This is a genomic window from Mesorhizobium sp. M0701 (genome assembly GCF_040320365.1).
Classification (GTDB): Bacteria; Pseudomonadota; Alphaproteobacteria; order Rhizobiales; family Rhizobiaceae; genus Mesorhizobium.
In genome coordinates this window covers 83,448-97,734 of record NZ_JAMYPO010000006.1, presented here as the reverse complement: position 1 = coordinate 97,734, position 14,287 = coordinate 83,448, and the positions used below count along the sequence as shown (strand labels likewise).

The 14,287-nt window shown below is 62.5% G+C and carries 18 protein-coding genes; 12 read left to right on the top strand and 6 right to left on the bottom strand.

What is annotated here, in order from left to right; translation table 11 throughout:
- Window positions 1-134: 134 nt before the first annotated feature.
- The 3 genes from NKI24_RS08275 to NKI24_RS08265 all read left to right on the top strand — a co-directional run bounded on the left by NKI24_RS08275 (window position 135) and on the right by NKI24_RS08265 (window position 1,390).
- On the top strand, window positions 135-347 hold the full coding sequence (locus NKI24_RS08275) for a cold-shock protein (RefSeq protein WP_006202520.1): 213 nt from the start codon (window positions 135-137) through the stop codon (window positions 345-347).
- 227 nt (window positions 348-574) lie between these two features.
- Window positions 575-787, top strand: a complete 213-nt coding sequence (locus tag NKI24_RS08270; RefSeq protein WP_006202521.1) for a cold-shock protein — start codon at window positions 575-577, stop codon at window positions 785-787.
- A 192-nt stretch (window positions 788-979) separates the two neighbouring features.
- Window positions 980-1,390, top strand: coding sequence for a BA14K family protein (locus tag NKI24_RS08265; protein ID WP_023678410.1), 411 nt, complete (start codon window positions 980-982; stop codon window positions 1,388-1,390).
- Window positions 1,391-1,459: 69 nt separating this feature from the next.
- Here the strand turns inward: NKI24_RS08265 and NKI24_RS08260 are convergent, their stop codons facing one another.
- The 3 genes from NKI24_RS08260 to NKI24_RS08250 all read right to left on the bottom strand — a co-directional run bounded on the left by NKI24_RS08260 (window position 1,460) and on the right by NKI24_RS08250 (window position 3,628).
- Complete coding sequence (locus tag NKI24_RS08260) at window positions 1,460-2,101, bottom strand: MBL fold metallo-hydrolase (RefSeq protein ID WP_352450491.1); 642 nt, start codon at window positions 2,099-2,101, stop codon at window positions 1,460-1,462.
- A 176-nt stretch (window positions 2,102-2,277) separates the two neighbouring features.
- Window positions 2,278-2,589, bottom strand: coding sequence for a hypothetical protein (locus NKI24_RS08255; protein WP_352450492.1), 312 nt, complete (start codon window positions 2,587-2,589; stop codon window positions 2,278-2,280).
- Window positions 2,590-2,734: 145 nt separating this feature from the next.
- Window positions 2,735-3,628: a branched-chain amino acid aminotransferase gene (locus NKI24_RS08250; protein ID WP_352450493.1), complete on the bottom strand. Its 894-nt coding sequence runs from the start codon at window positions 3,626-3,628 to the stop codon at window positions 2,735-2,737.
- Between the two features lie 249 nt (window positions 3,629-3,877).
- Between NKI24_RS08250 and NKI24_RS08245 the strand changes: the two genes are divergently transcribed.
- The 4 genes from NKI24_RS08245 (at window position 3,878) to NKI24_RS08230 (ending at window position 7,806) form a co-directional block, all read left to right on the top strand.
- Window positions 3,878-4,405, top strand: a complete 528-nt coding sequence (locus NKI24_RS08245; RefSeq protein ID WP_023678414.1) for a MarR family winged helix-turn-helix transcriptional regulator — start codon at window positions 3,878-3,880, stop codon at window positions 4,403-4,405.
- A complete protein-coding gene (locus NKI24_RS08240) occupies window positions 4,392-5,111 on the top strand; it encodes a response regulator (RefSeq protein WP_352744380.1) in 720 nt (239 codons plus the stop codon). Before NKI24_RS08245 ends, NKI24_RS08240 begins: the two co-directional genes overlap by 14 nt.
- Before the next feature lie 51 nt (window positions 5,112-5,162).
- Window positions 5,163-6,578 carry an ATP-binding protein gene (locus NKI24_RS08235; protein ID WP_023678416.1) on the top strand — a complete coding sequence of 472 codons (1,416 nt, stop codon included), beginning with the start codon at window positions 5,163-5,165 and terminating at the stop codon, window positions 6,576-6,578.
- A 205-nt stretch (window positions 6,579-6,783) separates the two neighbouring features.
- The gene (locus NKI24_RS08230; RefSeq protein ID WP_352450495.1) at window positions 6,784-7,806 is read left to right on the top strand and encodes a glycosyltransferase family 4 protein; all 1,023 of its coding nucleotides are present in this window, start codon (window positions 6,784-6,786) and stop codon (window positions 7,804-7,806) included.
- A 12-nt stretch (window positions 7,807-7,818) separates the two neighbouring features.
- On the opposite strand, the gene NKI24_RS08225 is transcribed toward NKI24_RS08230, so the two are convergent.
- The 3 genes from NKI24_RS08225 to NKI24_RS08215 form a co-directional block, all read right to left on the bottom strand.
- Window positions 7,819-8,178, bottom strand: a complete 360-nt coding sequence (locus NKI24_RS08225; protein WP_352450496.1) for a tRNA-binding protein — start codon at window positions 8,176-8,178, stop codon at window positions 7,819-7,821.
- A 6-nt stretch (window positions 8,179-8,184) separates the two neighbouring features.
- Entirely contained in the window at window positions 8,185-8,685 is a 501-nt protein-coding gene (locus NKI24_RS08220; protein ID WP_023678420.1) for a type III secretion system chaperone family protein, read from the bottom strand.
- A gap of 331 nt (window positions 8,686-9,016) precedes the next feature.
- A complete protein-coding gene (locus tag NKI24_RS08215) occupies window positions 9,017-9,319 on the bottom strand; it encodes an accessory factor UbiK family protein (RefSeq protein WP_352450558.1) in 303 nt (100 codons plus the stop codon).
- Between the two features lie 131 nt (window positions 9,320-9,450).
- Between NKI24_RS08215 and lgt the strand changes: the two genes are divergently transcribed.
- From lgt to NKI24_RS08190, 5 genes are all read left to right on the top strand, one after another.
- Complete coding sequence (gene lgt / locus NKI24_RS08210; RefSeq protein ID WP_352744376.1) at window positions 9,451-10,302, top strand: prolipoprotein diacylglyceryl transferase; 852 nt, start codon at window positions 9,451-9,453, stop codon at window positions 10,300-10,302.
- Complete coding sequence (locus tag NKI24_RS08205; protein ID WP_352744373.1) at window positions 10,299-11,387, top strand: class I SAM-dependent methyltransferase; 1,089 nt, start codon at window positions 10,299-10,301, stop codon at window positions 11,385-11,387. Before lgt ends, NKI24_RS08205 begins: the two co-directional genes overlap by 4 nt.
- 154 nt (window positions 11,388-11,541) lie before the next feature.
- Window positions 11,542-12,330, top strand: coding sequence for a peptidoglycan editing factor PgeF (gene pgeF / locus NKI24_RS08200; protein ID WP_352450500.1), 789 nt, complete (start codon window positions 11,542-11,544; stop codon window positions 12,328-12,330).
- On the top strand, window positions 12,330-13,481 hold the full coding sequence (locus tag NKI24_RS08195) for a M24 family metallopeptidase (RefSeq protein WP_352450501.1): 1,152 nt from the start codon (window positions 12,330-12,332) through the stop codon (window positions 13,479-13,481). Before pgeF ends, NKI24_RS08195 begins: the two co-directional genes overlap by 1 nt.
- Window positions 13,482-13,535: 54 nt before the next feature.
- On the top strand, window positions 13,536-14,156 hold the full coding sequence (locus NKI24_RS08190) for a hypothetical protein (RefSeq protein WP_352450502.1): 621 nt from the start codon (window positions 13,536-13,538) through the stop codon (window positions 14,154-14,156).
- Window positions 14,157-14,287: the final 131 nt, after the last annotated feature.

Below are 14,287 nucleotides of genomic sequence, written 5' to 3'. Positions count from 1 at the left end.
TGACAGCCCCGTTTTCGGCGGGGGGTTTTACCATGCGCCAATGCATGACTGCCGAAGCAACCACCGGGACTTGCCCACGGCGCCAGGCGGCGGGCGGAACCACCAAGACTGACACGGGTGAAGGAGTTTCCCCAATGGCCCAGACCGGCACCGTTAAATTCTTCAACGCTACCAAAGGCTTCGGCTTCATCACGCCCGATGGCGGCGCCAAGGATGTGTTCGTCCACATCTCGGCGATCGAGGCTTCCGGGCTGCGCACGCTCGTCGACGGTCAGAAGGTCACCTTCGATGTCGAGCCCGACCGTATGGGCAAGGGTCCGAAAGCGGTCAATCTCCGCGCTGCCTGAAACCACAGCGTGCCGCGCGTCCTTTCGGGGTGAGGATGCTGCAAGGCTTTTGGAGTGAACTTGAATTCTGTAAAGGCGCGGCGGTTTTCGTCGCGCCTTTTGTGTTCCGGGATGCTTGCCCGCACCCGCAAAACTTTCTCTTGCCGATGGCACTAAAATAAAGGACAAATTTCCGTCCGGGCATTTGCCGGCCCGAGACTGGACTTGTGGGATCAAAGGAGCTTCCCATGCCGCAGACCGGCACCGTCAAATTCTTCAATCACGCCAAGGGCTTCGGCTTCATCACGCCGGACGACGGGGCAAAGGATGTCTTCGTCCATATTTCGGCCGTGCAGGCGTCGGGTCTTCCCGGTCTTGAGGATGGGCAGAAAGTGACATTCGACACCGAGCCGGACAAGCGCGGCAAGGGTCCGAAAGCCGTCAACCTGTCGATCGGCTGAACCACCCCCGGACAGAATGGACGTGGGCCGGTCTGGCCTGCGGTGTTTGCCGCACGCTTGAACCGCCCAGTTAGATGAACCGCCTGGTCAAATTTCGTTCAGCCCCCGTTCAGCCACGGTCGCATATTAATCTTCGTTAAAGCCGGACCGCATCCCCCGAAAACGACCCGGGCCGGCACGAAGGAGACCGACATGAACCGAATTTTCAAGACTGCCATCCTGTCCGCCGCGGTCGTTGCGACCACGCTTGCGACCTTGCCCGCGGCCAATGCCGACGAATGGCGCCATCACCGCCGCCACCACGGCCACGGCGACGCCGTTGCGGCCGGCGTGCTCGGCCTTGCGGCCGGTGCCCTGATCGGCGGTGCGCTCGCCAGCCCGCAGCCCCGCTATTACGACCCGGCCTATGATGATGAATACTACAGGCCTGCCCCGGTGCGCCGTTATTACGTGCAGCCGCGCGTGGCCTATGCCGAAAGCTATGCGGAGCCGTGGACCCGCGGCTGGTACGAATACTGCTCGGACCGCTACCGGAGCTTCAACGCCCGTACCGGCACGTTCACCGGCTATGACGGCGAACAGCATTTCTGCACCGCCAATTAGCGGAGGCAGTTTCCCGTCGGAAAAAAGCGCGGTCGCACAGGCCGCGCTTTTTGTTTCCGGCAAGCGCTTTCAGACCAGAAAAGGATTGCTCCGCCGCTCCTCACCAAAACGGCCGCCGGGACCATGGCCGCAGATAAAGCCGATGTCGTCGCCCAACGGCAAAAGCTTCTCCTTGATCGAGGCGATCAGCGCGGCGTGGTTGCCGCCCGGCAGATCGGTGCGGCCGACCGAACCGCGGAACAGCACGTCGCCGACATGGGCGAACTTCGCAGCCCGGCTATAGTAGACGACGTGGCCGGGTGCATGGCCCGGACAATGGAGCACCTCGAACACGTGCGAGCCGAACGAAACGGTCTCGCCTTCGGCAAGGAACCGGTCGGGGACACAGTTGCGCACGGGATCGGTGATGCCGTAGCGCTTTGCCTGGTTCTCGAGATTGGCGAGCAGCGGCCGGTCGGCGGCATGCGGACCGATGATCTCGATACCGAGCGCCTCCTTCAGTTCCATGGCCCCGCCGGCATGGTCGATATGGCCGTGCGTAATCCAGATCGCGCCGGCAGTGATCGCATTGTCCTCGAGCGCCGCCAGCACCTTGTCGATGTCGCCGCCCGGATCGACGACAACGCCTTGCCTGTCGTCCATGTCGAAGAGGATGGTGCAGTTCTGCTGGAACGGCGTGACCGGCACGATGCCGGCGTTGAGCTGACCCATATTCGTCCTTTCACGCTGTCGGAGCGCTGCGCGTCCCCTCGAACGCGTCAGGAGAGCTCCAACCTTGAACCAGGCCCTGATGTAGAGACACACGCGAACGGCGTCCACCGCTCCCACAAACGGCAAACGAAATGGGCGGCCGAAGCCGCCCATTTGAAAACCTGAAACGTCAAAGCTTATTTCTTCATCGCGTTCATGACCGCACCGATGATGCCGGTCAGGATGGCGCCGCCGCCGGCACCGCCAACGATATTTGAAATGTTCAACGCGCTGCCGGCCCCTGCCGCCGTGGCGGCGGCTGCCGGATCGACCGAGCCACCCAGCAGACTGTTGAGGATGGCCGCACCGCCGACGCCGCCGACAGCGCCGCCCAGGATTTTGGTAAGCTGCCCCATCGCCGCAGTCTTGATAGCCGCGCCAACCGCCTGACCACCGATGATACCCGTAATCACCTGAATAATGATCGGAAGAAGCGTGTTCATATCCATATTTCCAGTCCCTCCATAGCTGCCAGCCTCCCGGGCCGACCCCATCATGAGACGCCGAATTGTGTGAAAGTCAAATGCAGAAGCGCTTAAATAAAAGGGGCGGCCCGAAAACCGCCCTTACTAGTTAAAAAAGCTGTGACTTTCGTTATTCTGCAGCGATTGCGTGCTTGGGCTGAACGGCCGCAGAATAGTCATTCATCAGCGTCTTGGCGATTTCGCCGACCTCGAATCGGTATGGACCGATCTCCGAAACAGGCGTCACCTCGGCTGCCGTCCCGGTGAGGAAGCACTGCTGGAAGCCTTCAAGCTCATCCGGCATGATGGCGCGCTCGATCACCTCCAAACCGCGGTCCTTGGCAAGGCCGATAACCGTGCGGCGGGTGATGCCGTCGAGGAAGCAATCAGGCTTGGGCGTATGGATCTTGCCGTCCTTGACGAAGAAGATGTTGGCGCCTGTCGCTTCCGCCACCTGGCCACGCCAGTCGAGCATCATGGCGTCGGCATAGCCCTTGGCCTCGGCGGCATGCTTGGACATGGTGCAGATCATGTAGAGGCCGGCCGCCTTCGATTTCGACGGTGCGGTGCGCGGGTCGGGGCGGCGCCATTCGGCCATGTCGAGGCGGATCCCCTTGAGCTTCTGCGCCGGGTCGAAATAGCTTGGCCACTGCCAGATGGCGATGGCGCAGTTGATCCGACTGTTCTGTGCGGAAACGCCCATCTGTTCGCTGCCGCGCCACGCGATCGGCCGGACATAGGCGTCCTGGAAACCTTGCTTCTTCAACAGCGTGCGGCAGGCGTCGTCGATCTCGGCGACCGAGTAGGGTATCTTGAAGCCAAGCAGGCGCGCCGATTCATGCAGGCGTTCGGTGTGGTCGGTCAGCTTGAAAATTTCGCCCCCATAAGCGCGCTCGCCCTCGAATACCGCGCTGGCGTAGTGCAGCCCGTGGGTCAAGACGTGGATCTTGGCGTCGGCCCATTTGACGAATTCGCCGTTCATCCAGATAAAGCCGTCCAGTTGGTCGAAGGGAACGGATGCCATGGTAACCTCCCGCGGGCGGCAGCCCGCACATCATTGTGTCGTTGCGTGTTTCGTTTCGGCCGCTGTGGGCGGCCATTGTCTCAAAGCGTAGGCGGATATTTAAGGTCTGGCAAACTCAGGAAGTTCCGGAAAAAACGGCTTCGCTTGCCTTTTCGTTCGCAATCCGCCGAAAAGCTTGCCAAAAATTACCATCGCGCGGAAAATACGTCAATAGTGCTGACATAATTTCCTGCTTCACACGGAGAAAAGATGACGAGCCACGCAGCCGCAGAACCGATCAGGACGGCGATCACCGACGAGGACGGCATCGATTTCGCCATCATCGAGTTGTTTTTCTTCGCCTATCGCGACTTTACCTCCGATCCGGACCAGATCCTGGCCGAATACGGTTTTGGCCGTGCCCATCACCGGGTTCTGCATTTCGTCAATCGCCGGCCCGGGCTGACGGTCGCCGAGCTCCTCGACGTGCTCAAGATCACCAAGCAGAGCCTGGCGCGCGTGCTCAAGCAACTGATCGACACCGACCATATCGTGCAATTGCAGGGCCCCCGCGACCGCCGCCAGCGCGAACTCTACCCGACGGCCAAGGGCCGTGCCCTGGCGCTGGCGCTGGCGCGGCCACAGTCGCGCCGCATCCATGCTGCATTGGAAGATTCCGGAGCCACCGAACGCGCCGTTATCGAACGGTTCCTTGAAGCGATGGTCAATCCGGAACTAAGGGCGCAGATCGACATTGTGCCCGCAAAGATGTCAGGGAAAAACCATGGAGACCATTGAGAGGGTTGATCATCCGACAGCACCGGAAGACGACGCGCCGCATCTGCTGGTGGTCGACGACGACACCCGTATCCGCAATCTTCTGAAACAGTATCTGACCGAAAACGGCTTTCGCGTCACCGTCGCCGGAAATTCCGGCGAGGCGCGGCGCAAGCTCGCCGGCCTCGACTTCGATCTGATCGTGCTCGACGTCATGATGCCGGGTGAAACTGGCGTCGACCTCACCAAGGCGCTGCGGGCGGAGAAAAACGTGCCGATCCTGATGCTCACCGCACTGTCCGAAACCGACAGCCGGATCACCGGGCTCGAGGCCGGCGCCGACGACTATCTGCCTAAACCGTTCGACCCGCGCGAGCTGATCCTGCGTATCAACAATATCCTGCGCCGCGGCGGCCCCGCGACAACGCCTAAGGTCGAACAGCTGGTCTTTGGCCCCTATACGTTCCAGATCGCCAGGCGTGAGCTGAAGCGCGGCGGCGAGGCGCTCAAGCTGACCGACCGCGAGCAGGAAATCCTGGCGATCTTCGCTGCGCGTGCCGGCGAAACGATACCGCGGCATGAGCTTGTCGGCGATGAATCCGAGGTCGGCGAGCGCACGATCGACGTCCAGATCAATCGGCTCCGCCGCAAGATCGAACGCGATCCGTCCAATCCGGTCTGGCTGCAGACAGTGCGCGGTATTGGGTATCGGCTCAGCGTGGAATAGAATGTCGCCGAAAGCGGTCCTTTGCCGGGCCGCCGGTGAGCGAAAAGACGAATGGCGACCACGCAACTCGAACGGCCGGGAGATGGCGGCTTGAGCGCTCGCGCGACGCGGGCGCTCAAGGCCGTGCCGCGCGCCTGGAACCGTTTCTGGCGCCTGGTGTCGCTTTACATGCCGAAGCGGCTCTATGCCCGTTCGCTGATCATCGTCATCGCGCCGATGATCATGCTGCAGTCGGTCGTCGCCTTTGTCTTCATGGAGCGCCACTGGCAGACCGTGACGCAGCGCCTGTCGCAGGCCACGGTGCGCGACATCGCCGCCATCATCGACCTGATAGAGACCTATCCGCACGACGCCGACTACGCCAACGTCATCCGCATCGCCCAGGATCGCATGCAGCTGAAAGTCGACCTCCTGCCGCCCGACCCGCTGCCGCCTCCCGGGCCAAAGCCGTTCTTCTCGATCCTCGACGAGATCCTTTCGTCCGAGATCACCCGCCAGATCAACCGTCCGTTCTGGATCGATACGGTCGGCAATTCCAATATCGTCGAGGTCCGCGTCCAGCTCGAGAACAAGGTGCTGCGCGTCTTCGTGCGCCGCAGCCAGGCCTATGCATCGAACACCCATATTTTCCTGATCTGGATGGTCGGCACCTCGCTGGTGCTGCTGATGATCGCCATTCCCTTCCTGCGCAACCAGATCCGGCCGATTCTGACGCTGGCCGAGGCGGCCGAGAGCTTCGGCAAGGGCCGGCCGATGCCGCGCGATTTTCGCCCGCGCGGAGCCGAGGAAGTCCGCCGTGCCGGCTTTGCCTTCATACAGATGCGCGAACGCATCGAACGCCAGCTCGAGCAGCGTACCGCCATGCTGAGCGGCGTCAGCCACGATCTGAGGACCATCCTCACCCGCTTCAAACTGCAATTGGCGCTTGCCGGGACCAAGGCGGCCGATACCCAGGCACTCGACCAGGACATCGACGACATGCAGTCGATGCTGGAAGGCTACCTTGCCTTTGCACGCGGCGAAGCTTCGGAAGACGCCGGTCAGTTCGATCTCGAAGCCTTCTTCGACAAGCTTCGCGAGGAAGCCGCGCTGCGCAAGCGCAAGCTGTCGACCGTGCTTGTCGGCGATCCGCATGTGCACGTGCGCCCCAATGCCTTTGCCCGGCTGCTGTCCAACGTCGTCGGCAATGCATTCCGCTATGCCAAGACGGTGGAGATCAATGCCAATCATGGGCGCGGTTCGCTGCTCGTCACCATCGACGATGACGGCCCGGGAATTCCGCCCGAAAAGCGAGAGGATGTATTCAAGCCGTTCGTGCGGCTGGACGAGGCCCGCAACCTCGACGCCAGCGGCACCGGCCTTGGCCTCTCCATCGCACGTGACATTGCCCGCAGCCATGGCGGCGACATCGTCCTCGAACGCAGCCCGCTCGGCGGCCTTCGGGCGGTGATCAAGGTCCCCGCTTGACGGCAGCGACACCCGGCCTTCATCGGCCCGTCATGAAACCATGGTGAAGAGCGCCAATGAAGCGCGCGATCCTGATTGATTCGGCCCTGCGGCCTCATTTCGACCCCGCGCCTGTCCGGGTGCGCCGGTGCGAGGCCAGAGTGGCGGCGTGGTCGCCGTTCAGGCATCGCGGCAAGCCAATCAAGGTTGCCGCCAAGGGACCGCCATGCGCATCCTGATGGTCACCGACGCCTGGCGCCCGCAAGTCAACGGCGTCGTCCACACGCTGGAGCGCCTCTCGGAGACCCTGAAATCCTTCGATATCGAGACGGACTTCCTGACGCCGAATATCTTTCGCACCCTGCCTCTGCCGACCTATCCCGATATCAGGCTGGCGCTGACGACACCGCACCGCGTGGCGCAGCTGATCGAGGCACGCAAGGTGGATCACATCCATATCGTCACCGAAGGACCGCTCGGCATTATGGCCCGGCGCTACTGCCGCAACGCCGGCCGCCCGTTCACGACCAGCTATCACACACGTTTTCCGGAATATCTGAGCGCGCGCCTGCCGGTACCTGAAGCATGGGCCTATCGCTGGCTGCGTGATTTCCACAATTCAGGACAGGGCACGCTGGTTGCCACCCAGTCGCTTGCCGACGATCTTGCGGCGCGCGGCTTCACCAAGCTCCGGCCGTGGACGCGCGGCGTCGACACCGATCATTTTCGGCCGGACAAACGAAAGGACCTGGGATTTCCCGGACCGATCTTCCTCTGCGTCGGCCGCGTGGCGATCGAAAAGAACCTGCCGGCCTTCCTCGACCTCGACCTGCCGGGCAGCAAGGTGATCGTAGGCGAAGGGCCGGAATTGGCGAAGCTGAAGGCCAGATATCCCGATGCCCATTTCCTTGGCCATCGTCCGAACGACGAACTGGCTGAGATCTACGCTTCGGCCGATGCCTTCGTCTTCCCCAGCCGCACCGACACGTTCGGCAACGTCATCATCGAGGCGCTGGCCAGCGGCACGCCGGTCGCAGCCTATCCAGTCACCGGACCGATCGATATTGTGGGTGACGGCATCGGCGGCGCGGTGTCGGACGACCTGCGGCAAGCAGCGCTCGCCGCCCTTCACGTCGACCGCGCCGAGGCGCGGCAACGCGCGATGCGCTACAGCTGGAAGGCCTGCGCGGAAATGTTCATGGAAACGGTCGAAGAGGCGCTGGGTACCACGCGTAAACTGGCTGCGTGAACAACAGCGCAGCTAGAACAACCTGCCGCCGTCCGGCACCTTGCGCTCGATCGCGCCAAGGACGACGGCGCCCTCCTCGTCAGGAAAGCCGAGCGTCAGCACTTCCGACATGAATGGCCCGATCTGACGCGGCGGGAAATTGACCACAGCGAACACCTGCCGGCCGATTAGGGTTTCGGGCGTATAATATTTCGTGATCTGGGCCGAGGATTTCTTCACCCCGATCACGGGACCGAAGTTGATTTTCAATTTGATCGCCGGCTTGCGCGCCTCGGGAAAAGGCTCGGCCTCGACGATCGTGCCGGCGCGGATGTCGACGCGGTCGAAATCGGCAAAGCTGATCTCGGGTTTTCGCGCGTTGCTCGAAACCATCGACGGTCAGGCGTTTCCGTAGGTTTCGAACAGCACGCCGGCCAACGCATCCTTGGCCGAAGTTCCCGACCAGACGACGAACTGGAACGCCTGGAAATAGCATTCGCAGGCTTCCAGCGCCGACGACAGCAGCACCTCGACCTGCTGGCTCGACGGCTCGACCCCACCGGCCAGCAGCAGCGACTGGCGGAACATGATGGCGCCTTCCTGCTCCCAGAGGTCGAAATGGCCAAATAGCATCTGCTCGTTGATCAGCGAAAGCAGCCGCATCACCTCGAGCGCGCGCGCCTCCGGGACCTTGATGTCGAAGGCGCAGGCCAGGTGCAGCGCCTCGTAGTCCTCCATCCAGGAGAATGAAACGTGGTAGTCGGTCCAGCTTCCGGCAACCGAGATCGATATCTCGTCGTCGCCGGCCCGCTCGAAGGACCAATCGTTGTTGTGCGCCACCTGCTCGATAACATCCACCGGATGGATTTCGCGGGAGAATTCGAGTTCGAGAAGTTCCATGAAATGCTTCCTGTCGTTCTGGGAGCGCCACCACACGCTCCGCGGGAGAGGCACACTCGAACAATTCTGCCTAGAACTCGGACGGCCAGGACTTCGTCAACGCAAAGACCCCGGACCGGACCCCACCGCCCGGCGCATGACCCTGCTCCGAATCATGCAACAAATTCAGTCTATTGATCGGGAGTCGCGTGACCAGCCAAATTTTTCGCACTGCGTCATTCGCATGTGGAAAGGCGCTGTCACAAAGATTCACGCAGTACCGGTAAGCGATTCACGACAAAGCGCTTTTTGCGATCCGGCTTTGTGGAAAAGTTTAACAATTTATTTCTTGTTATTTTTTTACACGCGGCTTTGACGCAGCCGCAGGCGCTGCTTGACCGGTCAATTCGGCAAGCCTGGCCTCGAGCGCCTCGATGCGAGCGGCGAGGCGGGTGTTTTCTTCCCTGGCCTTCGCCGCCATGTCGCGAGCGGCCTCGAATTCCTCGCGCTGCACCACGTCCATGGAGTTGAGTATGCGCTCGGCCTGGCCCCTGAAGGCGGTCTCCACCTCGCGCCGCACGCCTTGCGCGGCACCGGCTGCATCGGTCATCAGCTTGGCGAATTCATCGAGAATGCGGTTCGGTCCGGTCGCCATGGCAAATCCTCGCTTGGTCGAATTGACGTAGTGGCGCACGATTCGGAATGCAAGCATATGCTTGCCTTGACCCCGCCAAAAGCCTGCCGCATGGTCCGCGCCCGAACCTGATTGGGAACCCGGAGACCCTGTTGAGCGAATATTTGCTGCCGCTGGCCGCCCTGCCCTTTCCCAACATCGACCCGGTCATCGTCCGGATCGGACCGCTGGCGGTGCATTGGTACGGCGTCGGCTACATCGTCGGCATTCTGTTCGCCTGGTGGTATGCCAAGCGCCTCGTCACCAACCCAAAACTGTGGCCCGACGGCACCCTGCCGATGAAGCCCGTCGACCTCGATGACTTCATCGTCTGGGCAGCCATCGGTGTGGTGCTCGGCGGACGCACCGGCTACGTGCTGTTCTACGACCTGCCGCGCTACATTGCCAATCCGCTCGATATCGTCGCCGTCTGGCAGGGCGGGATGTCGTTTCATGGCGGCCTGATCGGCGTCATTCTCGCCATGACGCTGTTTTCCCGGTCTCGTGGCATCCGCACATGGTCGCTGTTCGACGTGGTTGCCGCCGGCGTGCCGGTGGGGCTTGGCCTCGTTCGCCTGGCAAACTTCATCAATTCCGAACTATCGGGCCGGCCGACCGACGTTCCATGGGCATTCGAATTCCCCAATGGCGGTCCATTTGCACGCCATCCGAGCCAGATCTACGAGGCGCTCCTCGAAGGGCTGGTGTTGTTCCTTGTCCTGCGCTTCCTCACCCATTCGCGGCTCAAGCTGAAGGCGCCGCGCTTCGTCGGCGGCGCGTTCATCGCCGGCTATGGCGCCTCGCGCATCTTCGTCGAATTCTTTCGCGAGCCCGACCAGCAGCTTGGCTACCTCCTTGGCACGAGCTGGCTGACCATGGGAATGGTGCTGTCACTGCCGATGGTGCTGGCCGGCATCTGGGCGATGGCTACAGCCAAGCCGGTGACAAAACCGCAGCCGGCATGACGCGGCTGAAGACCCGCATCGCCGAGCTGATCGGTGCCGTGGGACCGATCCCTATCAGCGAATACATGGCGCTCTGCCTGTTCGATCCGCAGGACGGCTATTATACGACACGCGAGCCGTTCGGCGCCGCCGGCGACTTCGTCACCGCGCCGGAGATCAGCCAGATGTTTGGCGAACTGGTCGCCATCTGGCTCTACCAGGCGTGGCTGGCGATCGACCGGCCGACGCCGGTCGCCATCGCCGAAATAGGCCCCGGCCGCGGCACGCTGATGAGAGATATGCTGCGCACGCTTTCGCGGCTCGATCCGACGCTTACCGCCAGCGCATCGTTCGCCTTGATCGAGACCAGTCCGCGGTTGACCGAGGTCCAGAAACGAACGCTTGCCGGGACGTCGGCCACCATCGTCTGGCATGAGGCCGTCGACACACTACCGCAGGCGCCGCTTCTGATTGTTGGTAACGAGCTGTTTGACGCGGTGCCCATCCGCCAGTTCGTCCGCGCCGGAGCCGGCTGGCGCGAGCGGATGATCGGTCTCGACGATGCGAACCGGCTGCGCTTTTTCGTCGGCGCCGGCTCGCTTGACCCGATGCTGCTGCCGGAGGGTGCCGAGAATGCGCCGCAAGGTGCCATCGTCGAGGTGGCGCCAGCCCGCGCCGCCCTGATGGCGGCCATCGCCGGGCGACTTGCCGGATTTGGCGGCGCCGGCCTGTTTCTCGACTACGGTCACCTCCAGCCCGGGATCGGCGACACCTTGCAGGCCTTGCGCAAGCACGGTCATGAGGACGTGCTGGCCAATCCGGGGCAGGCCGATCTCACAGCCCATGTCGATTTCGCTGCCCTCGCGGCAACCGTTCGGGCACACAGCCTCGATGCCCACCTCTCAACGCAAGGTGAATTCCTGCTCAAGATGGGGCTTCTCGAACGAGCTGGCCGGCTCGGCGCCAATGCCGATGAGGCAGCTCGCGAAAAGATCGCGGCCGACGTCGAGCGCCTCGCCGGCCCGCTGGCCATGGGCGAACTCTTCAAGGTGCTTGCCGTCCTCCCCGCCGGCATTGCCGTTCCGCCGTTTCCAAGCACGGATTGACTTTTCGCTGCCGCCTCTCTCACTCTCCCGTCTCCGACTAGCGCCCGACATCAACTGCGCCAGCCTTCAACTGACCAGCCTTCAACTGACCAGTCTTCAACTGCGCCCCTTCAACTCGCTTGACGAAATCGCCCATACGGACAACAAAGCCGCCATGCTGAATCAGACCAAACCGGATCCCGTTCGGTCGCCCTTGCTGGAAACGGCGCAAGGCATCCGCCACGGCTACTTCACGCGAGTCGGCGGCATTTCCAGCGGCATCTACCGGGGCCTCAACATCGGCACCGGCTCGAACGACGACCAGACGCTGGTGCGCGAGAATCGCCGCCGGGTCGCCGAATGGATGGGCGTGCCTGCAAACCATCTGCTGACCGCTCACCAGGTTCATTCGCCGGACGTCGTCATTGCCAGGGAGCCTTTTGCCGGCGAGCGGCCCAAGGCCGACGCCATTGTCACCGACCGGCCGGGCATTGCCGTCGGTGCCTCGACCGCCGACTGCGGACCGGTCCTCTTCGCCGACGCCGAGGCGCGCATTATCGGCGCCGCCCATGCCGGCTGGAAAGGCGCTTTCACCGGAGTGCTGGAAAACACCATCGCGGCAATGGAAAGCCTCGGCGCCCGGCGCGACCGCATCGTCGCAGTGCTCGGTCCTTCGATCGGCCCGCGGAATTACGAAGTCGGACCGGAATTCGTCGCCCGTTTCGTCGACGCCGATGCCGGCAATGCTCGCTATTTCGCGCCCTCCGCAAATGCCGGACACGCGATGTTCGATCTCAACCGCTACACGGTCGACCGGCTGACCAAGGCTGGCGTCAACGCCGAGGGACTTGGCCGCTGCACCTATGCCGAGGAAGAGCTTTTCTACTCCTATCGGCGCAGCACGCATCGCAACGAGCCCGACTACGGGCGGCAGGTTTCGGCAATCGTTTTGGAGGCTGACTGATGGCGCTGCATTTCGAACGCTCGGAATTCGACGCGCGGCGCGATCGACTGATGATCGAGATCGCCGAAAAGAAGCTCGACGCCGTCCTGCTGTTTGCCCAGGAAAGCATGTATTGGCTAACCGGCTACGACACCTTCGGCTTCTGCTTTTTCCAGTGCCTGGTGGTCAAGGCCGACGGCTCGATGGTGCTGCTGACGCGTTCGGCCGACTTGCGCCAGGCGCGCCACACCTCGATCATCGACAACATCGTTTTGTGGACGGACCGCAACGGCGCCAATCCGGCGGTAGATCTGCGCAATCTGCTCAACGAGCTTGACCTGCTCGGCGCCCGGATCGGCGTCGAATACGACACCCACGGCCTGACCGCCTATAATGGCCGGCGCCTCGACGAGCAGTTGCAGACCTTCGGGCAGATCGCGGATGCCTCCGGCATTGTCAGCCGGCTACGGCTGTTCAAGAGCCCGGCAGAAATCGCCAAGGCGGAAAAAGCCGCAAATCTGGCCGACGACGCGCTGGACGCAGCACTGCCGCTGATCAAGCAGGGCGGCGATGAGGCGCTGATCCTCGCCGCCATGCAAGGTGCGATCTTTGCCGGCGGCGGCGATTATCCGGCCAACGAGTTCATCATCGGCTCCGGAGTCGACGCCCTGCTTTGCCGCTACAAGGCCGGTCGCCGCAAGCTCACCAAGAACGACCAGCTGACGCTCGAATGGGCCGGTGTCTTCCACCACTACCATGCGGCAATGATGCGCACGGTGTTGACCGGCAAGGTATCGAAACGCCACCAGGAATTGTTCGATGCCGCCCGCGCCGCGCTACTTGCAGTCGAGAAGGCGATGACGCCCGGTAATACGTTCGGCGACGTGTTCGACGCCCATGCCCGCACCCTCGAAGCCCACAATTTGACCAAGCACCGGCTCAATGCCTGCGGCTATTCGCTCGGCGCCCGCTTCACCCCGTCCTGGATGGATATGCCAATGTTCTATCAGGATAATCCCGAACCGATTGCGCCGAACATGACGCTGTTCGCCCATATGATCATCATGGACTCCGAAACCGAAACCGCGATGACGCTTGGCCGCACCTATCTGACCACCGAATCCCAGCCGAAGCCGCTGTCCCGCCATGATCTCGACTTGATCGTGCAGTGAATCCATAATGGAAAGAGTGTGAGGGGCGTTCGTCGCCAAGGAGTTTTCAGGCTAATGAGACGATCGCATGTGACGACCGTGTCATTGCTCGTGGCGCTGGCACTGGCGGCCTGCACCAATGCGAAGGACGTTCTCGAACCCTCGGCCATTGCCCCACAATCGACGCAATCGCTCTCCGGAGCCGGAGGTGCCGCAACGCCCCCCGCAACTCCGGCTCAGCCTGCCGGCACCGCGCAAACTGCAGATACAGCGCAGCCTTCCGCTGCAGCAGCCGTGCCGCTCGCCAAAAGCGCGGCTGCCATTGCGCGGACCCGGCTGCAGGTGGCGCCGATCGTCGGCGCCTCGGTAGAAGCCGCGACACCGCTGACCGCCGAGCTTCAGACACGCGCCAGGCAGCGCGGCATCACCTTGGCCGGCAGCACCGACCAGACCCCAACGCATGTGCTCAAGGGCTATTTCTCGACCATGACGGAAGGCAAGGACACTACCGTCATCTATGTCTGGGACATCTATGACCCGGCCGGCAACCGGCTGCATCGCATCAACGGCCAGCAGAAGGCGCCCTCTGTTGGCGGCGGCGAAGGCTGGACGGCGGTCGCGCCGGCGACCATGCAGGCAATTGCCGACCAGACAATCGACCAGTTCGCCACTTGGCTTGGCGGCGGCGCCGGCTGACCTGGAGCATAATTCCGAAAGTGGAATCCGGTTTTCGGAAAAGAGCATGCTCAGACTGAAAGATAGAGCTATCCCGATTCCGTCGGCATGGAACTGGCTCTATCGCCGCATGCTCAAGCCGTAAGCGTTTA

What these genes read in the sequence shown, in the direction of transcription:
- NKI24_RS08275 (WP_006202520.1), top strand. Translation starts at nt 135, where the DNA reads ATGGCCCAGACCGGCACCGTTAAATTCTTCAACGCTACCAAAGGCTTC.
- NKI24_RS08270 (WP_006202521.1), top strand. Translation starts at nt 575, where the DNA reads ATGCCGCAGACCGGCACCGTCAAATTCTTCAATCACGCCAAGGGCTTC.
- NKI24_RS08265 (WP_023678410.1), top strand. Translation starts at nt 980, where the DNA reads ATGAACCGAATTTTCAAGACTGCCATCCTGTCCGCCGCGGTCGTTGCG.
- NKI24_RS08260 (WP_352450491.1), bottom strand. Translation starts at nt 2,101, where the DNA reads ATGGGTCAGCTCAACGCCGGCATCGTGCCGGTCACGCCGTTCCAGCAG.
- NKI24_RS08255 (WP_352450492.1), bottom strand. Translation starts at nt 2,589, where the DNA reads ATGGATATGAACACGCTTCTTCCGATCATTATTCAGGTGATTACGGGT.
- NKI24_RS08250 (WP_352450493.1), bottom strand. Translation starts at nt 3,628, where the DNA reads ATGGCATCCGTTCCCTTCGACCAACTGGACGGCTTTATCTGGATGAAC.
- NKI24_RS08245 (WP_023678414.1), top strand. Translation starts at nt 3,878, where the DNA reads ATGACGAGCCACGCAGCCGCAGAACCGATCAGGACGGCGATCACCGAC.
- NKI24_RS08240 (WP_352744380.1), top strand. Translation starts at nt 4,392, where the DNA reads ATGGAGACCATTGAGAGGGTTGATCATCCGACAGCACCGGAAGACGAC.
- NKI24_RS08235 (WP_023678416.1), top strand. Translation starts at nt 5,163, where the DNA reads ATGGCGACCACGCAACTCGAACGGCCGGGAGATGGCGGCTTGAGCGCT.
- NKI24_RS08230 (WP_352450495.1), top strand. Translation starts at nt 6,784, where the DNA reads ATGCGCATCCTGATGGTCACCGACGCCTGGCGCCCGCAAGTCAACGGC.
- NKI24_RS08225 (WP_352450496.1), bottom strand. Translation starts at nt 8,178, where the DNA reads ATGGTTTCGAGCAACGCGCGAAAACCCGAGATCAGCTTTGCCGATTTC.
- NKI24_RS08220 (WP_023678420.1), bottom strand. Translation starts at nt 8,685, where the DNA reads ATGGAACTTCTCGAACTCGAATTCTCCCGCGAAATCCATCCGGTGGAT.
- NKI24_RS08215 (WP_352450558.1), bottom strand. Translation starts at nt 9,319, where the DNA reads ATGGCGACCGGACCGAACCGCATTCTCGATGAATTCGCCAAGCTGATG.
- NKI24_RS08205 (WP_352744373.1), top strand. Translation starts at nt 10,299, where the DNA reads ATGACGCGGCTGAAGACCCGCATCGCCGAGCTGATCGGTGCCGTGGGA.
- pgeF (WP_352450500.1), top strand. Translation starts at nt 11,542, where the DNA reads ATGCTGAATCAGACCAAACCGGATCCCGTTCGGTCGCCCTTGCTGGAA.
- NKI24_RS08195 (WP_352450501.1), top strand. Translation starts at nt 12,330, where the DNA reads ATGGCGCTGCATTTCGAACGCTCGGAATTCGACGCGCGGCGCGATCGA.
- NKI24_RS08190 (WP_352450502.1), top strand. Translation starts at nt 13,536, where the DNA reads ATGAGACGATCGCATGTGACGACCGTGTCATTGCTCGTGGCGCTGGCA.